The sequence below is a fragment of the Saccharothrix luteola genome (assembly GCF_020859565.1).
Classification (GTDB): Bacteria; Actinomycetota; Actinomycetes; order Mycobacteriales; family Pseudonocardiaceae; genus Actinosynnema; species Actinosynnema luteola.
In genome coordinates this window covers 68,812-85,917 of sequence record NZ_JAJHUO010000013.1, presented here as the reverse complement: position 1 = coordinate 85,917, position 17,106 = coordinate 68,812, and the positions used below count along the sequence as shown (strand labels likewise).

Genomic DNA, 17,106 nt, shown 5'->3' with positions numbered 1-17,106 from the left:
CCCGGCCCTACAGCGGCGGCAACGCGAACCTGGTACCCGGCCGCAGGTAGAGGTGCTCGCGGCGGCACCGGGCGTGCACGACCATCGTCCGCAACGTCCGGCAGGCGTCGCGGTCGTGGCCGGCGCGGTGCTCCGCGTCGGCGAGCAGCCGCAGGTTCAACGCCCGCCGCAACCACACCTCCGACCGCGCCGAGGACGTGAGCGCCGCCCGGATGAGGCGGAGCCCGGCGGCGACCTGGCCGCGGTGGACCAACGCCCAGCCGTGCGGCACGGCGGTCATGTCGCGCCAGTACCCCGGCCCGCCGCGCGTGGCCAACGCGGCCCCGGCCCGCCCGCTGCGCCAGGCCCGCTCGACGTCGCCTCCCAGCGCGGCGAGCACGCTGTCGACGTAGAGCGCGAACACCCGGGCGACCGGTGGCACACCGGCCGCGGCGGTCGTGGAGAGGAGGGCTCGGCTGCGCGCGGCCGCGGTGTCCCGCGAGCCCTGGAACCAGTGGGTGAAGGCGAGGTAGCCGCCCACGGCGACCGTCGCGGGGGCTCCGGGCCGCAGTCCAGCGGCGTCGGCCAGCGCGGCGGCCCGGTCGAACTGCGCCAACGCCTCGTCCAACCTGCCCTGCTCGTGCCGGGCCGCGCCCCGGCTCAGGCACGCGGAGACGGCCGCGGCCAAGTCGCCCCGCTCCCCCATCTCGTCCAACTCGCCCGCCGGCCCGTCCACTTCCTCGTACTGGCCGGTGACCAGCCGGGTCAGGCAACGGGCCCGCAGCACCGCCGCCCGCAACGACGGGCGCACCCGCGGGCACAGCTCCTCGGCCCTGGCGTGCGCGGTTTCCACGACGTCGCTGCGGTAGCCGTGCACGGCAGCCCCGAGCCGGACCCGGTGCAACTGCAGCACCACCTCGATCTCGGCGGTGCGCCCCCGCCCCCGACCGACCAGACCCACCGCGTGGTGCAACCAGTCCAGCGCCTGCGGCGCGGCCCCGGCCCGTTCCACGAAACGCGCCGCGCGCAGCAACGGACCGACCGCGCGCACGACGCCGGCCAACTCGGCCACGGCAGCCGCGTGCCGAAGGATCGGCTCGGTGTCAGGGAGCCCGGTGAGTCCGGCTGTCGCGCCGGTGTGCCGGAGGGCCGGCTCGGTGTCGGTGGGTCCGACCATCGCGCCGGTCGGTGGCAGGAGCGGCTCGATCCGCACGGCCCGCGCGTCCGCCGGCCGGGCGTCCAACGCGCGGGTGATCAGGGTCTCGGTTGCCGCGGAGTGCAGTTGGGCCAGTCGGGGACCGGGCAGGTCGGTCAGGAGCACCTCGCCGACCAGCGGGTGCGCCAGTCGGCCCTCCGTCGGCGTCAGCAGCCCCGCGCCGATCGCCGCCCGGAGCGGGTCGGGGACGTCGGCAGGCCGCGGCCGATCGACGTGCCCGCCCAGCACCGCCCGCAGCTCCAATTCGTCGCGCACCGGCCGGGGCAGCCGCGCCAACCACTGCCGAACCGTCGAGCGCACCACGTCGGGGATCCCCTCCGGCACACCGCTCACCGACGACACCAGCAACTGGGTCAGCAGCAGCGGATTTCCGCCGGTCCGCTCGTGCAGGGCCGCGGCGACACCCGCCTGCTCGCCCACCGCCGCGAGCACGAGCGCCGCGGACTCCTCCGAGCTCAGCCCGGCGAGCCGGATCACGGTCGTGGCGGGCGATCCACCGACGACGGCGAGCGTCCCGGGCAGGTCGGGGTGCGCGGCGGTGTCGGCGGGCTCGTGGCCGCGTGCGGTGATCACCAGCAGCAGCGGGGACCGGTGCACCTGCCGTGCGAGCAGCCGCAGCACGGCGAGCGAACCCGCGTCCGCCCACTGGACGTCCTCCACGACGACCGCCACCCGCCGCTCGCCCGCCGCGGCCAGCACGGACTCGCACACCGCGTCGGCCACCTCGAACGACGGCGCGACGACCGGCTCACCCTCGGCCACCGCCCGCGCGATCCGCGCCGCACGCGCGGGCAACCGGCGCAGCACCTGCCGCCACGGCCACAGCGAAGGCACCTCCTCGTCGCACGGGCAGCAGGCCCACAACACCTCCGTGCCGTCGGCCGCCAGCCGGTCCGCCAGCTCCAGCAGCAGCCGGCTCTTCCCGGTGCCCGCCGCGCCGGTCAGCAACACCGCACGACCCCGCTCGCCCGACCACCGCGCCAACCGCTCGACCAGATCACGCCGCCCGACGAACGGCAGCCACAGCGGCCCGGGCCGGGACGTCGGCACGAGCTCACGGCGCGGCGACGGCACGACGGGCCGCGCGGCCGGGTCGAGCGACGGGTCCTGGCGGAGGATGGCCCGGTGCAGCTCCTGCAAGTCCCGGCCAGGGTCGACGCCCAGCTCATCCGCCAGGAGCGCCCTCGACCGCTCGTACACCCGCAACGCCTCGGCCTGCCGCCCGACCCGGTACTGCGCGCGCATCAGCCGCAGCACGAGGCTCTCGCGCAACGGGTGCTGAGCCACCTCCTGCCCGAGCGCCTCCAGCAGCTCGCCGTCCTGACCGAGGTGGAAGCAGGCGTCGGCCCGGCCCTCCACCGCGGCCAACCGCACCTGCGCCAACCGGGCGGCCTCCTGCGCGGCGAACCGGTAGCCGGCCAACTCGGCGTACGGCCGGCCCGTCCACAACCGCAGCGCCATCGCCAACGACCGCTCCGCGACCGCCGCGCGTCCCGCGCGCAGCGCCTCCCGGCCGTGCGCGACCGCCAGCTCGAACCGGCCGACATCGGTCTGGTCGGGCCGCACGACCAACCGGTAACCCGGCGCGCGCCACTGCAACGCGGGCGCGCGGCCCGCGCCGGCTAGCAGCACGCGCAGCCGGGACACGTAGGACTGGAGGGTCGCCGTGACCTGCGCCGGCGGGCGGTCCTCCCAGATCGACCCGATCATGGTGGACACCGGGACCACCTGGCGCGCGTTGGCCAGCAGCAACGCCAGCACCGCCCGCTGGCGCGGCGGCCCCGGCCGCACGGCCCGCCCGTCCGCCACCACCGACATGGGCCCGAACACCGAGAACGACGGCCGGTCCGCCCACTGGAGGAAGTCGGTGTCCTCCGGTTCGCGCCGGCCGACCCTAGGCAGGCTCATACTCGACGCGGACGGTGCGGGCGAGGTGGTCGTGGAACGCCGTCGCATCGTCGTCGCTGGCGTGGTGGGACAGCACGATGCCCGGGTAGGCCGACCAGTTCGGGTAGGGCGCGAGAACGTCCCCGGGTCGGACCATGTTCCCGATGACGTGGTCCACCCTCGGGTCGTCGCGCAGCTCGTCGAGCCCGCGGACGCGCGCCACCCGGCCGCCGGGGCCGACCGGGACGCTGAACGCGGCGCCGTGCCCGCGCGGCGCGGGCGGGCTCGTCCAGTACTCGGGTGGTCGTCCCAAGTGGACCCGCAACGCCTCGGCCGCGACGTCGATCCCGGTGGCGGCGTGGATGACGTGGTGCATCACGCCGGCGCCGCCGAGCCGGGCCGCCATCTCCAGCAGCACCGGCCTCCCGTCCGCCGACAGGCGCAGCTCGGTGTGCGTGGTGCCCTCCGTGACCCCGAACGCCGCGTGCGCGGCCACCACCTCGTGCTCGACGGCCGCGACCACCTCCGCCGGCAGCCGGGTCGGCGCGCGCATCATCGTCTCCTCGAAGTACGGGCCGGTCATCTCGCTCTTGTAGCTGACACCGCACACCCGCACGGTTCCCCGGTGCGCGATCGACTCCGCGGTCAGCTCGACGCCGTCGATGTACTCCTCGACCAGGACCTCCGCCGGTCGCCCCTCGGCGAGCCGGGCCGTGGCCAGGGCGTGCACCTCGGCCACGGCGGCGGCGAGCTGGTCGGGCCGGTCGACCCGGACGACGCCGAGGCTGGAGTACCCGTTGGTCGGTTTGACGACCACCGGGAACCGCAGCCGCAGCGCGTCGCGCCAGCGGTCCGGCCCGGCCACCACCGCGAACCCGGGGGTGGCCAGACCGGCGGCCCGCAGCCGTTCCCGCATGAGCGCCTTGTCCCGCACGACGGTCGCCGCCTCGCCGGTGAGCCCGACCAGGCCCAGCCGGGCCGCCGCACGGGCCACGAACGGCACGACCTTCTCGTTGCCCGCCATGATGCCGTCGAACGGCTCCCGGCGGTGCCGCTCGACCAAGAGGTCCGACGCCGCCGCCGGGTCCGCGCCGATCGGCAGCACGAGCAGCTCCACGACCGAGGCGGGCAACCGCGCCGGCGTGACGGGGTCGTCGGGCCTGGGCACGAGGATCAGGTCGATGCCCGCGCGGCGCGCGCTGTCGAACACCGGTGGGAAGTAGGACAGTTGACCGACGAGGACGACCTTGGGCCGCATGACCGGACGCGCTCCTCTCCTCGACTTCCCCGACACCGGCTCGGCCCGTCGTCCGGCCACTGTGGACGGTTCAGCTCTTCCTCGCCCGCGGCACCGACGTGGCCGCCGCCGCTGCCGCCTTGCTCACCAACAGCGCCTCGGCCAGCGTCAGCCGCTCCAGCTCGGTGTAGCTGATGCTCTCGTCGGCGCCGTGGTTGTTCGAGCGCGAGTCCTCCACGCCCCACAGCACGACGTCGGACTCGGGGTTGAGCCGCTTGAGGACGTGCGGCGCCCAGCCCGCGCCACCCTGGCCGACCTCCTCGGCGCTCTCGGCGCCGTGCGCCTCGGCCAGCGCCATCCCCGCCAGCAGGCGGTACTGCCCGCCCGGCGCGGCGTTGAAACCGGAGCTGCTGGTCACCGGGGTCAGCTCGAAGTCGATGCCCCACGGCCGGTGCTGCTCCAGGTGCTCGCGCAGCGCCGACTGCACCGCGCCGACGTCCTGGCCGGGCGCCAACCGCACGCTGATGCGGGCCTTGGCGCGGGCGCACAGCACGTGCGCGGCGCGGTCGACGGGCTGCAGGCCGACGGCGTCCAGACCGACGACGTTGATCGACGGCTTGCCGTACAGGCGTTGCTCCAGCGAACCGGTGCCGATCAGCGACACACCGGACAGCAGGCCCGCGTCGGCGCGCATCCGCTCTTCGTCGACGGTGTTCCAGTCGTGCTGGTCCTGGTTCAACCCCTGCACGGCCACGTCGCCCTCGTGGTCGTGCAGCGTCGCGAGCAGCTGCGCGAGCACCATGAACGCGTCCGGCACCGGCCCGCCGAACACCCCGCTGTGCACCGGGCGTTCCAGGGTGGCGACCTCGAGGTCGTACACGGCGAACCCGCGGACCGTCGACGTGATGGCGGGCACGCCGCTGCCCGACTTCCCGCTGTTGGCCACGACGATGACGTCGGCGGAGAACCGGTCGTCCTGCGTGCCGGGATCGCCGAGGTAGTCCGCGAGGACCCGCCGACCCGACTTCTCCTCGCCCTCGACGACCAGCTTGAGGTGCACCGGCGGCTTGCCCTCGAACAGCTGGGCCATGCCGAGGTGGGCGCAGATGCCGGCCTTCTCGTCGGACACGCCGCGGCCGACGAGCCGGACGTCGCCCGCGACCTTCACCTCGGTCGGGGTGAACGGCTCGCTCGACCACTCCTGGCCCTGGACGGGTGCCACGTCGTAGTGGGAGAAGAACAGCACGGTGGGTGCTCCGGGCGGGCCCGGCTCGTCCACGAAGACGATCGGCGCGGTCTCCTGGCCCTGGTGGCTGATCCGCTCGGTGCGCGCCGAGTTGAGCCCCGCGCGCCGGAACTCGGCGGCGATGGCGTCGCTGCACCGCTCCATGTCCTGGGTGGGCGGCACCGTGGCGATCGACGGGATGCCGACGAGCATCTTGAGCACCTCCCGCAGGTGCGGCATCAGCTCCTGCACCTGCTCGCGCAGGTGGTCCACATCGGTCGCGGGTGTGCGGATCGTGGTGTCGGCCATGTGCGTTTCCTCTCGGGTGAAAAGGACGCGCTCGTCGTGGTCACGGCGGACGAGCGCGGGCCGCGGCCGGAAGGTGTCGGGTACAGCCCAACGCAGCTTCGCTCACGGTGTGCCGGGCCGACAGTGCCGGTTCCCGCGATCACCCGGCAGAGCAACCTGACGGGCGACGTCGCTCACCTGACGTAACCTGCGACTCGTCCGAGTGAGAAACGGCGCGGTGGCAGTCGGTCTGGTGTGGACTGGGTCCCGGTTCGGCGATGTGGACCGAACTCGTGAGGAGCGGGACGGGCACATGACTGCACCCACTACGGCCGGCGTGCTGCTGTCGCGGCTGCGGGACCACGGCGTCGAGTACGTGTTCGGGATCGTCGGCCGGGAGGCGGAGGCCATCCTGTTCGACGAGGTCGACGGGATCGAGTTCGTCCTCACCCGGCACGAGTTCTCCGCCGGGGTGATGGCGGACGTGCTGGCCCGGATCACCAACCGGCCGCAGGCCTGCTTCGCCACGCTCGGGCCGGGCGCCACGAACCTGTCGACCGGCGTGGCCACCGCCGCGCTGGACCGGAGCGCGGTCATCGCCCTCGCCGCGCAGACGGAGTCCTACGACCGGTTCCCCAACCACACGCACCAGTGCGTCGACACGGTCGGCGTGATGCGGCCGTTGACGAAGTTCGCGGAGGAGTTGGCCCGGCCGCGCGACGTGGTCGACCTGATCGACTCGGCGGTGTCGGCGGCCACGGTCGAGCCGCCCGGTCCCAGCTTCCTGAGCCTGCCGGTGGACCTGCTCGGCGCGCCGATCGGGCCGCAGGCGCCGCCCCCGGTCGACCACGTGGCCGGTCTCGGCACGGTCGACCCGCACTGGCGGCGGCAGCTCGCGGTCGTCGCGGACCTGTTCGCCGGCGCGGAGCACCCCGTGCTGGTGGTGGGCAGCGCGGCGATCAGAGCCGGGGCCGTCGACGTGCTGCGGTCGTTCGCGCGGCGGACCGGGACACCGGTGATCACCACCTACACCGCCAAGGGCGTGCTGCCCACCGACGACCCGCTGTGCTACGGCGCGGTGAGCGGCTACATGGACGGCATCCTCGACTTCCCCGCGCTGGACGCGTTGTTCGGCCCGGTCGACCTGATCATCGCGCTGGGCTACGACTACGCCGAGGACCTGCGCCCGTCGATGTGGCAGCGGGGCCGCGACAAGCGGGTGGTCCGGGTGTCGGCCGCGGTCAACCCGGTGCCCAGGGTGCTGCGGCCGGACGTCGACGTCGTGGTGGACCCGGCCACGTTCCTCACCGGCCTCGACCGGGCGACCGCCGGGGTGGCAGCCAGGACACCGCACGACATCTCCCCGCTGCGCGCTCGGGTCGCCGAGCTGCTGGCCGACCGGACCGACCACGCCGACGGCATGCGGGTGCACCAGGTCATCGACACGATGAACGAGGTGCTGCCGCGCGAAGGCACCTTCGTCAGCGACATCGGCTACTTCCGCCACTACGGCGTCCTGTTCGCCAACTCCTCGCGCCCGTACGGTTTCCTGACCTCCGCCGGCTGCTCCAGCTTCGGCTACGGGCTGCCGGCGGCGCTGGCCGCGCAGCTCGCCAGGCCGGGGGAGCCCGTCGTGCTGCTGGCGGGCGACGGCGGGTTCCACTCCAACAGCGCCGACCTGGAGACCGCCGCACGGCTCAACCTGCCGGTGGTGATGGTCGTGGTGAACAACAGCGGCAACGGGCTCATCGAGCTGTACCAGCACAAGGGGCACGGCCGCGCGCACCGCCCGGCGACCGGGTTCTCCACGGTGGACTTCGTCCAGCTGGCCCAGGCCAACGGCGTCGAGGGGGTCCTGGCCACCGACCGCGACAGCCTGCGCACCGCGCTGCGCAAGGGTTTCGAGCTGCGGCGACCGTTCCTGGTCGAAGTGCCGATCGGCTACGACTTCGCCGCCGGCGACTTCTCCGCCCTCGCCGTCTGACCCGGCATGCCCACCACCGACAACGCCCTCCCACCCGTGCTCGGGTTCCACGCCCGGGTGGGCGCACGGGGTGAGCCGGGACCGGCGCCGCGCCGGATCACGGCCGGCGAGGCCGTCCCGTTCACCGGCGGGACGTGCTCGGGCCGGCTGCTGGCCGGGTCCGGTCCCGCGGTCCCGCGCACGGCCGACGGCGTCACCACGCTGCTCGCCGGCGAGCTGTACCACCGCGACGGGCTGCCGGCCGCGCTCGGCGGGATCGCCGACGACGCCGAACTCCTGCTGGAGATCTGGCTCAGGTACGGGCGCGCCGGGCTCCGGTTGTGCAACGGCCGGTTCGCCGCGGTCGTGGTCGAGGCCGACTCGGTGGTGATCGCGACCGACCACGCCGGCAGCGTCCCGCTCTACGTGCGCCGGGAGGAAGGCGCCGTGCACGTGGCGACGGAGGCCAAGGCGTTGGCCGGCGGCGGCGTCGACCTCGCGCTCCCAGGCACGGAGCCGGTGCCCGGGACCCCGGGCGTGCTGCGGGTGCGGGCCGGATCGGCGGTGACGCTGCGGCCGGCGGGACCGATCGGCGCGGCGGAGTGGACGCGCACCTGGACGCCTCCGCTGCACCGCCTCGCGCTGCCGCCCGCGCGGGCCGTGCGACGAGTGGCCGACGCGCTCGACGCGGCGGTCCGCACGCGGGTGCGGGGGCCGGTCACGGCAGTGCTGTCGGGCGGTGTCGACTCCGGCTCCGTGGCGGCGTTGGCGAGCCGGGCCGGCGGCCGGCTGACCACCGTGTCGCTGGGCACGGACGCCGGTGACGAGTTCGCCGCCGCCCGCGTGGTCGCCGAGCACGTCGGCAGCGACCACCGGGAGTTCCGGTGCGGTGCCGAGGACCTGGTCCGGCAGCTGCCGTGGGCGGTGGCCGCAGCCGAGATCGTCGACGCCGAGGTGATCGAGTACCTGCTGCCGCTGGTGGTGCTGTACCGGGCGCTGCCGCCGGGCGGGCGGCTGCTCACCGGCTACGGGGCGGACATCCCGTTGGGCGGCATGCACCGGGGCACGGCGGAGTTGGCGTCGCTGGACGACGTCATCGCCGCCGACATGGCGGGCTTCGACGGGCTCAACGAGCTGTCACCGGTGCTGTCGACCCTGGCCGGGCAGTGGACGACGCACCCGTTCTGGGACCGCGACGTGCTCGACCTGCTCACCGCGCTGGAACCGGGCCTCAAGCGGCGCGACGGGCGGGACAAGTGGGTGCTGCGCGAGGCGGTGCGCGACCTGCTGCCCGAGTCGACCGTGCGCCGGCCCAAGCTCGGCGTGCACGAGGGCTCGGGCACGACCGGCGCCTGGACCCGGCTGCTGCTGGCGCACGGCGTGCGGACGTCCGAGGTGGGTGCGGTCAAGAACGCCATGACGGCCGCGATCCACCGCCGGGTCGTCGGCGCGGGCGAGCACCCCGACGCGGTCTCGTTCGACGACGTGCTGGCCGCGGTGCTCGCGACGCGCGCCGCGCCGGTCATCCCGGCCCAGGTCCCCCCGGTGTGGAAGGCGGTGGTGTCGTGACCGACGGCCGGCGGATCTCGGCGGGCAGCTCGCCGCGCTACGCGCAGATCGCCACGTTCATGCGGCTGCCGCTGGTGCCCGACCCCGGCGGGCGCGACCTGGTGGTGGTCGGCGCGCCCTACGACGGGGGCGCCAGCTACCGGCCGGGCGCACGGCTGGCGCCGCGGGCGATCCGGCACGAGTCGTGCCTGCTCCACGGCACCGGCATCGACCGAGGGCCGAACGTCTTCGACGTGCTGGACGTGGTCGACGCCGGCGACATCGACCTGAGCCCGTTCTCGATGGAGCTGGCCATCGAGACCGCCACGGCCGCGCTGACCGGCCTGGCCCGCGACAACGACGCGTTCCTGCTGCTGGGCGGCGACCACTCGATGTCCCTGCCGGGCATGCGGGCCGCCCACGCGCGGCACGGGCCGCTGGCCGTGCTGCACCTCGACGCGCACAGCGATACGTTCCCCCCGGTCTACGGCGGGCTGCACCACCACGGCACGCCCTTCCGGTGGGGCCTGGACGAAGGGCTGATCGACCCGCTCGGCATGATCCAGATCGGGATCCGCGGGCACAACCCGAGCCCGGACTCGCTCGACTACCCGCGTGGCCTCGGGGTGACCGTCGTGCCGGCGCGGGACTGCGCGGGCACGGCCGCCGTCGAACGGCTGGTGGACCGGATCCGGCGGGTCGTCGGAACCCGGCCGCTGTACGTGTCGGTCGACGTCGACGTGGTCGACCCGGCGTTCGCGCCGGGCACCGGGACGCCCGCGCCGGGCGGGTTGTCGTCGCGCGAGCTGCTGGGCCTGCTCGCCGCGATCGGCGACCTCGACCCGGTGGCGTTCGACGTGATGGAGGTCTGCCCGCCGTACGACCCGTCGGGCATCACCGCGCTGCTCGCCGCGGAGGTCGGCGCGGAGCTGGTGTACCAGTACCTGCGCGCGCGGCGGCGGACGGGCGCGTTGTCGAGGGACGGCGTCGGTGGTACAGCACGTTCCGGCGGGGGTCCGGGGTGCACACCGACAGCGCGCGGGTGATCGACGATGACCGGCACGACCTGACGATCACCGTGTCCGAGGCGTGCGGTGGCCGGCGCGGTGTTCACCCGGTCGCGGTTCACCGGGCCCGGCGTGGTGATGAGCCGGGAGACCGCGCGCGACCACGTGGCGCGGGGCGTGGTCGCGCTCGCCCTCAACGCCAACGTGACCACCGACGCCCAAGGGCTCGCGAACGCGGTCGAGGTGCGCCGGCGCTCAGCGGGGTGCCGCGGCGGTCGAGCCCTGGTGCGGGATTCGGCGTGTGCTTCACCGCCGCCGCACGCGCGATCATGACGACGGACACCCGGCCGACGGTGGTCAGCCGCGGCTGCTGCGCCGCGCGGCCCGCCTGCACCCGCGTGAATTCGCCGAAAGGTGGTGTGCCGTCGGGATTTGAGCTGTAGCGTCCCGCGCGGGTCGGGGGATCCGTGATCTTAGGGGTGTTCGATGCGGTTCCTCACCGCTGTTCTGTCGGCGGTTGCCCTGGTGGCGGTCGTTCCGGCCGGTTTCCCCGCGGTGGCGCAGGCACAGGCCGCCGGAGGGTCGACTTACACGGCGTTGTCGCCGACCCGGGTGCTGGACACCCGTTCGGGGGGTGGGCCGATCGGGACCGCGGGCACGATCTCCCTCGACCTCGCCGGGCGGGTGCCTGCGTCGGCCACGGCGGTGGTGTTCAACCTGACCGGCACCGAACCGACCGCGAACACCTACGTCACGGTCTCGCCGCACGGCCAGGCCCGGCCGGTGGTGTCGAACCTCAACCTCCGGGCGGGCGAGACGCGGGCGAACTCGGTGACGGTGGCGGTCGGGGCGGACCGCGTGGTCGACCTGTACAACAACGCGGGCAGCACGCACGTCATCGCCGACCTGGCCGGGTACTACGCGACCTCGGGCGGGTCGAAGTTCATCCCGGTGCGGGCGTCCCGTGAGATGGACGAGTACCGCGGCGGGCACGTCGGGCCAGGGGGCACGACGACGCTGGACCTGTCGCGGACCGTGCCCGCCTCGGCGACCGCGGTCGTGCTCAACGTGACGGCCGCCCGCGCCACCGCGAACACGTACGTCACGGCGTGGCCCGCGGGCACCGCCCGGCCGACCGCCTCGACGGTCAACGTGCCGATCGGCGGTACCAACCCGAACCTCACCACCGTCGCGCTGGGCGCCGGACGGCTGGTGAACCTGTACAACAACGCCGGTGAGCTCGACCTGGTCGTCGACATCCAGGGGTTCTACACGCCGGAGTACGGAGCGGTGTTCACCCCGGTCGCACCGCGGCGGATCTTCGACACCCGCAACGGCACCGGGAACGGCGACCAGAACTCCACGCCCATCGGGCCGCAGCGGTCCCGGGGTGTCAAGCCCGACGCGGCGGTGCCGGCGGAGGCCATCGGCGCCGTGGTCAACATGACCGGGATCGCGCCGACGGCCGACACGCACGTCACGGCCTGGCAGGTCGACCGCGATCGCCCGGCCACGTCCAACCTGAACCTGGTGCGCGGCCAGACGGCGGCGAACCTCGCCGTGGTCGTGATCCAGTACGACGTCCACGAGTCGCGCTTCTACACCTACAACAACGCGGGTGAGACCCACGTCGCCGTGGACCTGGCCGGGTACTTCTCGGTGCCGCCCGTGCCGTGCGTCCGCGACTGCGCCTACGTGTGGGGCGGTAACCACGGGCGACTCGGCAACGGGACGACGACGTCCTCGTCGTTGCCGAAGCCGCTGCACGGGTTGTCCGGCGTGGTGTCGCTGGCGTCGAACACGGCGGCGCTGGCCGACGGCTCGGTGTGGGTTTGGGGCGGCTACGGCCCGCACGTCGGTGAAGCCTGGTACTCCTCCGCCGTCGTCCCGATCCCGGTGCGGGTGGCCGGGCTCACCGGGGCCGTCGCGGTCGCCGACGCGTCGGCCGGCAACCACTACGCGTTGCGGGGCGACGGGACCGTCTGGTCCTGGGGCAGCGACGGCTCCGGCGCGCGGGGCCTCGGCGTGGGCGCCCACCCGGCGGAACCCCGGCAGATCCCCGGGCTCACGGGTGTCACCGCCATCGCGGGTGGTTGGGAAACCGGGTACGCGTTGCGCAACGACGGCACGGTCTGGGCCTGGGGTTGGAACCACCGGGGCCAGCTCGGCACCGGGTCCACCTCCGCGTCGTCGAGCGTGCCGACCAGGGTCAGCGGGCTCTCCGGTGTCGTCAAGATCGCCGCGAATGGGGCGACCGCGTTCGCCGTCACCGCGGACGGCACCGCGTGGGCGTGGGGCGACAACTACGAAGGCGCCCTCGGCAACGGCACGACCGGCGACTTCTCCAGGGTCCCGGTGCGCGTCTCCGGGTTGACCGGGGTGGTCGAGATCGACGGTGACAGCTACAACGGCTACGCCGTGCGCAACGACGGCACGGTGTGGTCGTGGGGCGGGGGCTCGTCCGGCGCGCTCGGCGACGGGAGCGACTGCTTCGACTGCGTCAAGAACGTGCCGGTGCGCGTTGACGGCATCACCGGCGCGGTCGACGTCGTCAGCCACATCTACGGCGGGCAGGTGCTCGACGCCTCGGGTCGGCTCTGGATGTGGGGTTCGAACTCCAGCGGCGACCTCGGCACCCCGCCCAGCGGCATTCCCGCGCTGCGGCCCGTCCAGGGCCCGGACCTCGGCACCGTCACCGCGCTGGGCGACGGTGGGCAGGCGCTGGTGCCGAACCCGTGAGAACCGGGTGGGTGCCGGCGATAACCGGCACCCACCCGCCTTCCGCCTGAACCCCCCGGAGCCGCGCGGCGCGCAGCCGTCGTGCGTGAGTCGCCGGCAGGTGGGCTACCTGCGCCGCTGCGAGATCCGGTCGAACTCCAGGCGACGATCCGCAAAGGCGTCCGAGGCGATGACCTCGGTGAACGCGGCGCTGATCTGGGAGGACAAGCCTGCGCCGAGCCGATCGCACGGTGGAAGCGGTGGCGGCCCCGACCCAGCGAGTAAGCCGAACGGGTGCCTCGAGTAACCCGAATGGGTAGTACTACCGCCAGTCCGGAGACGCGGCCGCATTGACAGGCGATTACCAGTCAACCGACCGTGTGGAGGCGGCTGTGGATCCCCTGCTGCTGGTGATCGTACTGGTGACGGTCGCGGTCGCGTTCACCGTGTCGGCCTCCGCGGGGTTCGGCGGCAGCCTGGTCCTCGTCCCCGCCCTCGCTCTGGGCCTGGGCACGAAGACCGGCACGGCGCTGGCCGCCCTCCTGCTGGCCTGCAACAACGTCGTCAAGGTCTGGGCCTACCGCAACACCGTCCCGTGGCGGAAGGCGCTGACCGTCGTACTCCTGGTCGCGATCGGCGCCACCCTCGGGGCACTGCTCTTCGCCGCCGCGCCCGAGCGGGTCGTGACGATCGCCGTGGTCGTCACGTTCGTGCTGTCGTTCGTCGCCGAACGGGCCGACCTGACCGGGCTGCGCCGCGTCGGCGCGCACGTGCTGGCGTTCGGCTCCGGCGCCACGTCGGGCTTCAGCGGCACGTCCGGCCCGCTCAAGGGGCTGGCGGTGCGCGGGCTGGGCCTGGACCGCGCCCACCTCGTCGGTGCGCTGACGCTGGTCTCGCTGGCCGGCGACGTCGCCAAGACCGCCGTCTGGACCGGCGCGTCCCTCATCCCGTCGACCGGGTACCTGGTCGCGCTCGCCGCCGTCCCGCTCATGGTCGGCGGCACGTACCTGGGCCGACGCCTCAACACCTCCATCGGTGAAACCGGCTACACGTGGCTGTTCTGGGCCGTGATGGTCGGCTACACCGCCCGGCTCATCACCGGGTTGTAAGCGGGAGCAGCACATGGACAAGCTCTACCTCTCCCACGAGGTCCCGTACCGACCGGACCCGGCCGACCGCCCGGCTCCCGCGCACACCACGCACAAGATCCGCGCCCGCTGGTTCCAGGCGCGCGAGTCGTGGCCGTGGAGGGAGAGCGACGTCGACCTGCTCAACGCCGAACGCGCCCGCGCCGCCGCCGAGGTGCCCGCCGCGCCGGAGCAGGCGCGGTGGCTCCCGGTGGGGCCGTCGAACATCGGCGGGCGGATGACGTGCGCCGTCGTCCACCCGGACAACGCGCGGCGGATCTGGGCCGGAGCCGCCGGCGGCGGCGTCTGGCAGTCCGACGACGGTGGCGAGACGTGGGAGACGACCTGGCACGACGAGCAGTCGCTCAACATCGGGGCGCTCGCCATCGACGCCGCGGGGACCCTCTACTGCGGCACCGGCGAGGCGAACCTCTCCGCCGACTCACACCCGGGCGTGGGGCTGTTCCGGTCGACCGACGGCGGCGCGAGCTGGCACCTGCTGGCCCCTGCCGCCACGACCGGCCTGCCGCGCCGGATCGGGGCGCTGGTGGTCGACCCGGCGAACCCGCGGCGACTGTTCGTCGGCGGTGTCCGGCACAGCGACGGCGGCGGCACGGGCCTGTTCACCTCGGCCGACGGCGGCCTGACCTGGGCGCGGGTGCCGATCATCGGCCAGCCCTACCGGTGTCACGACGTGCAGCTGCGCGACGGCCGCGTCTACGTGACGATCGACGCGCAGGGCGTGCACACCGGGATCTGGCGGTCCGTCGACGGCGGCGGCACGTGGCAGCACCTCACCGCCGGTCTGCCCTCCGGCGACCGGTTCATCCGCACCTCGATCGCCATCGCGCCGTCCGCGCCGGACGTCCTCTACGCGCTGATGGGCGCGCCCGGCGTGCCGAGCCGCGTCGTCGGCCCGTTCCGCAGCGACAACGGCGGCGACACCTGGAAGTCCGTGGGCGGCCCGCACTTCGCGGACGAGCGCCAGATGAACTACAACAACACGATCGTCGTGCACCCCGAGGATCCGGACCAGGTGCTGTGCGCCGGGGTGGACATCCACCGCACCGCCGATGGCGGGCGGACGTGGACGAAGGTCACCGACTGGCGCGCCGACCGGGGCAAGCCGGACTACGCCCACGCCGACAACCACCGGCTGGTCATGCCGCGATCCGAGCCCGGATTGGTGTACGCGCTCAACGACGGCGGGATGGACGTCAGCGAGGACGCCGGCCGGACGTGGCGCAACCGCAGCACCGGACTGGCCACCAACATGTTCTACGACCTGGCGGTCGCGCAGACCAACGGCGACGTGATCGGCGGCGGCGCGCAGGACAACGGCACGCTCGTCACCGGGGACGGCACGGCGGACGGCTACTTCGAGCTGACCGGCGGCGACGGCGGCTGGATCGTCATCGACCCGGGAAACGTCAACCACCTGTTCAGCACGTGGCAGAACATGAACATCGCCCGGTTCCGATCCGACGGGGCCAAGCTGGTCACGCCGCCCGAGTCGGAGGAGGCCCGCAAGAAGATCTGGATGGTGTTCGTCGCGATGGACCCCGACGAGACCACCACGCTGTTCTGCGGGTCGAGGCGCGTCTGGCGGACCACGGACGACGGCGACCACTGGGAGCCGGTGTCAGCCGAGTTCGACGACAGCCCGATCAGCGCCATCGAGGTGTCCCGGGGCGACAGCGACCGGATCTACGTCGGCACCGAGAACGGCGCCGTCCACCGCAGCACCGACGGCGGCGACACGTGGAGCGGCAACCTGGCGAGCACGCTCCTGCCGTCCCGGATGATCACCCGCCTGGAGAGCCGCCCGGACGACGCGGACGTGGTGTTCGCGACCGTGGCCAACACCGGCGGCCACCACGTGTTCCGCTCCGATGACGGCGGCCTCACATGGACCGACGTCGACGGCGGGCGACTGCCGGACGTGCCGTTCAGCTCCATCGCGATCCCCGCCGCGCACCCGAACCGGGTGTACGTGTGCTGCGACGTCGGTGTGTTCGTGTCCGAGGACGGCGGCGGCAGGTGGGCGAACCTGACCGGCAACCTGCCCACCGTGATGGTGGTCGACCTCGTCTACCACGAGCAGGACCGCACGCTGACCGCCGCGACCTACGGCCGGAGCATCTGGCGGCTGGACGTGGACTGACTCAGTCGGTGGAGCCGTGCCGGCGCTCGAACCACTCCGAGCGCCGCTCCAGCCCGGACTCGTCCTCCCCCACCTCCCCCAGCCGTCCGACCGCCAACGTGTCCCGTGCGTGGTAGAGGTCGAACCGGTCGTCGGCGACCGCGATCCCCGACCTGGCGTGACCGAGCCCGCTCGCCGGCGTCCCGGAGGGCAGCGCCACCAGCTCACCGGCCAGCCCTTCCGCGTCCTCGGGCCGCTCGACGAACACGACATCGCCGTGGACTCCAACGGCTTCACCCGGCACGACCACCGCGGCGGCTCCCGAGTCGGACTCGTACCGGGTCCCCCCGACCGCGTCCGCCACGGCACGCAGCACCCCACCGCGGTCGAACTCCTCGACCACGCGCCAGCCACCGGAGGTCACGGTCCCATCCTCGCAGGCGGTCAGGCGGATCGCAGCCGGAAGACGAGCGCGGCGAGCTCCGCCTGCTGCTCCGGGCTCATCAGGGCCTTCACCACCGGGAACGCCTGGGCCTGTCGTCACCCATGTGCCTTCTGGGTTGACCAGCGACCTGTGGAGGGCATCAGTGGTGGCTACGTCCCGGACGGGCGTCGGTGCAGGGGCCTCACCGGACCCGCGTGTGGATCTTGTGCCACCTCGGTCTTTCCAGTTGTCTCACGGTGACGACACCGTGATCAGTGTCAGAGATCGTGGCACTCCCTCGGGATCCGGCAGGCTTCGCGGACGCAGGAGTGAAGCGATTGGCG

General features: G+C 73.7%; 11 protein-coding genes. 7 read left to right on the top strand and 4 right to left on the bottom strand.

Annotated elements, in window-relative coordinates:
- Window positions 1-7: 7 nt before the first annotated feature.
- The 3 genes from LNK82_RS19350 to LNK82_RS19340 form a co-directional block, all read right to left on the bottom strand.
- Window positions 8-3,103, bottom strand: a complete 3,096-nt coding sequence (locus LNK82_RS19350) for an ATP-binding protein (RefSeq protein ID WP_230568412.1) — start codon at window positions 3,101-3,103, stop codon at window positions 8-10.
- A complete protein-coding gene (locus LNK82_RS19345; RefSeq protein ID WP_230568411.1) occupies window positions 3,090-4,340 on the bottom strand; it encodes an ATP-grasp domain-containing protein in 1,251 nt (416 codons plus the stop codon). Before LNK82_RS19345 ends, LNK82_RS19350 begins: the two co-directional genes overlap by 14 nt.
- A 70-nt stretch (window positions 4,341-4,410) precedes the next feature.
- Window positions 4,411-5,853, bottom strand: a complete 1,443-nt coding sequence (locus LNK82_RS19340) for a M20/M25/M40 family metallo-hydrolase (protein ID WP_230568410.1) — start codon at window positions 5,851-5,853, stop codon at window positions 4,411-4,413.
- A gap of 292 nt (window positions 5,854-6,145) precedes the next feature.
- Here LNK82_RS19340 and LNK82_RS19335 point away from each other — a divergent pair, with 292 nt between their 5' ends.
- The 7 genes from LNK82_RS19335 to LNK82_RS19305 all read left to right on the top strand — a co-directional run bounded on the left by LNK82_RS19335 (window position 6,146) and on the right by LNK82_RS19305 (window position 16,359).
- A complete protein-coding gene (locus LNK82_RS19335; RefSeq protein ID WP_230568409.1) occupies window positions 6,146-7,816 on the top strand; it encodes a thiamine pyrophosphate-binding protein in 1,671 nt (556 codons plus the stop codon).
- A gap of 6 nt (window positions 7,817-7,822) precedes the next feature.
- The gene (locus tag LNK82_RS19330) at window positions 7,823-9,364 is read left to right on the top strand and encodes an asparagine synthase-related protein (protein ID WP_230568408.1); all 1,542 of its coding nucleotides are present in this window, start codon (window positions 7,823-7,825) and stop codon (window positions 9,362-9,364) included.
- Window positions 9,361-10,389 carry an arginase family protein gene (locus LNK82_RS19325; RefSeq protein ID WP_230568407.1) on the top strand — a complete coding sequence of 343 codons (1,029 nt, stop codon included), beginning with the start codon at window positions 9,361-9,363 and terminating at the stop codon, window positions 10,387-10,389. The genes LNK82_RS19330 and LNK82_RS19325 overlap by 4 nt, the downstream gene beginning before the upstream one ends.
- Window positions 10,390-10,437: 48 nt before the next feature.
- Window positions 10,438-10,683 carry a bifunctional ornithine acetyltransferase/N-acetylglutamate synthase gene (locus LNK82_RS19320; RefSeq protein ID WP_230568406.1) on the top strand — a complete coding sequence of 82 codons (246 nt, stop codon included), beginning with the start codon at window positions 10,438-10,440 and terminating at the stop codon, window positions 10,681-10,683.
- A 192-nt stretch (window positions 10,684-10,875) separates the two neighbouring features.
- Window positions 10,876-13,089 carry an RCC1 domain-containing protein gene (locus tag LNK82_RS47780; RefSeq protein ID WP_230568405.1) on the top strand — a complete coding sequence of 738 codons (2,214 nt, stop codon included), beginning with the start codon at window positions 10,876-10,878 and terminating at the stop codon, window positions 13,087-13,089.
- A gap of 371 nt (window positions 13,090-13,460) precedes the next feature.
- The gene (locus tag LNK82_RS19310) at window positions 13,461-14,177 is read left to right on the top strand and encodes a sulfite exporter TauE/SafE family protein (RefSeq protein ID WP_230568404.1); all 717 of its coding nucleotides are present in this window, start codon (window positions 13,461-13,463) and stop codon (window positions 14,175-14,177) included.
- Window positions 14,178-14,190: 13 nt separating this feature from the next.
- Window positions 14,191-16,359, top strand: coding sequence for a WD40/YVTN/BNR-like repeat-containing protein (locus LNK82_RS19305; protein ID WP_230568403.1), 2,169 nt, complete (start codon window positions 14,191-14,193; stop codon window positions 16,357-16,359).
- 1 nt (window position 16,360) lies between these two features.
- Here LNK82_RS19305 and LNK82_RS19300 read toward each other — a convergent pair whose 3' ends face one another.
- Entirely contained in the window at window positions 16,361-16,762 is a 402-nt protein-coding gene (locus LNK82_RS19300) for a hypothetical protein (protein ID WP_230568402.1), read from the bottom strand.
- Window positions 16,763-17,106 lie beyond the last annotated feature (344 nt).

Coding starts and splice junctions, on each gene's coding strand:
- LNK82_RS19305 (WP_230568403.1), top strand. CDS start 14,191: ATGGACAAGCTCTACCTCTCCCACGAGGTCCCGTACCGACCGGACCCG.
- LNK82_RS19330 (WP_230568408.1), top strand. CDS start 7,823: ATGCCCACCACCGACAACGCCCTCCCACCCGTGCTCGGGTTCCACGCC.
- LNK82_RS19335 (WP_230568409.1), top strand. CDS start 6,146: ATGACTGCACCCACTACGGCCGGCGTGCTGCTGTCGCGGCTGCGGGAC.
- LNK82_RS19350 (WP_230568412.1), bottom strand. CDS start 3,103: ATGAGCCTGCCTAGGGTCGGCCGGCGCGAACCGGAGGACACCGACTTC.
- LNK82_RS19345 (WP_230568411.1), bottom strand. CDS start 4,340: ATGCGGCCCAAGGTCGTCCTCGTCGGTCAACTGTCCTACTTCCCACCG.
- LNK82_RS19340 (WP_230568410.1), bottom strand. CDS start 5,853: ATGGCCGACACCACGATCCGCACACCCGCGACCGATGTGGACCACCTG.